This is a genomic window from Methanoregula sp., assembly GCF_002835825.1.
GTDB lineage: Archaea > Halobacteriota > Methanomicrobia > Methanomicrobiales > Methanospirillaceae > Methanoregula.
On the sequence record NZ_PIZH01000602.1, the window covers coordinates 1 to 1,269 of the forward strand.

At 58.0% G+C, this 1,269-nt stretch carries 2 protein-coding genes; both read right to left on the reverse strand.

What is annotated here, in order from left to right; all coding sequences use genetic code 11:
- A partial coding sequence (locus CW742_RS13710; RefSeq protein ID WP_292421335.1) for an ABC transporter substrate-binding protein occupies window positions 1-965 on the reverse strand: 965 nt, incomplete at its 3' end.
- On the reverse strand, window positions 962-1,269 hold a 308-nt coding region (locus CW742_RS13715; RefSeq protein WP_292421338.1), incomplete at its 5' end, for an ABC transporter permease. The genes CW742_RS13715 and CW742_RS13710, both read right to left, overlap by 4 nt.

Consider the following 1,269-nt stretch of genomic DNA (forward strand, 5'->3'; position numbering starts at 1 on the left):
CCGACATAGGAACGCGGGCCGAACTGCACCTCGTTTGAGAAGATGTAGACACGGTCGTTCTTCACTGCAGGAATGGTATTCCACCCCTGCCGGTGCATCAGGTCATCATGGATCTCGGGGAAGGGCTTGAGGTTGGTCGAGGAGACCACCTTGAAGATATACTCAGGCTGCCGGGCGACAACCCATTCCGTGTTGATCTTCGCCGATTGCAGGGTAATGTCGGATCCGATATTATTGCCACCGGCCAGGATCAGCATCTCGTCAGCACCGGAACCCGGCCCCGAGACCGTGAAGTCGGTATAGGACTCTGAATAAACCATGGGCTGGTTATCCTCCGAAATCTTTTTTACCCGGCCGGTCACTTCCGCAATTGGTTCCTCGCCCTGGCTCGCATCCGCTTCCGTTTCATTCGGGGTGCCGGTCAGGGTGCCGATGGCACTGGCATCGCTTGCAAGGGCTGACAGCCGGAAACAGTCAAGGTAAAGGATGGTGATGTTTGCTGACTCGAGCTGGTCGAGGTTCTTGGGCTTGGAACTGGCATAGGCGATGACGGCATCCGGGTGAAGGGCCAGCATCTTCTCAATATTGGGGATCTGCCAGTCGCCGATGTTCTCTGCCTGCGGTATCTTCTCCATCACGTAGGATACGTTCGTGGTCGAATGCGTGACCCCGACGATCTTGTCCGCAGCGCCGAACGCAATGATCATCTCCGCTGCATTGCCGTTGGCGACAATCAGCCGCTGTGGCTTGCAGGGCAGGGTGACCTGTTTTCCATCGGTCTGGGTGATGGTGACGGGCGTGCAGGACGGCGTTGATTCTGATGGAGCAGCCGTTGCCGGCTCGGTACCTGTAATTGCAGGTTCCGGCACCGGAACGGTCGTTTTTGCCGGCCCGTCCGTGCACCCGGCAGAAAGGATCACGGCCAGCGCAAGGAGACTGATCAGGAGAAAACACCGCAGGTTCATACCGTCACTCTCCGGTAAACCTGCATGCAGACGACGAGGACAATAACGCTCAGCACGGAGAGCAGGCCGATCTGCATGACCGGTATTGCACCATCCCCGATCGACCGTACTGCATCAATGGCGAAACTGAGCGGGTTGACAACCGCGATCGTCCGCAGCCAGCCCGGCATCACGTCATAGGGCATCAGGGCGCTGGAGGTGAAGAAGAGCGGCATGGTGATCATCGATGTGACCGCCGAGAGCGTATCAGGGTCGCCGATATACAGCGCGATGGTTGTTGCAAGCGACGCCATCAGCACACCAA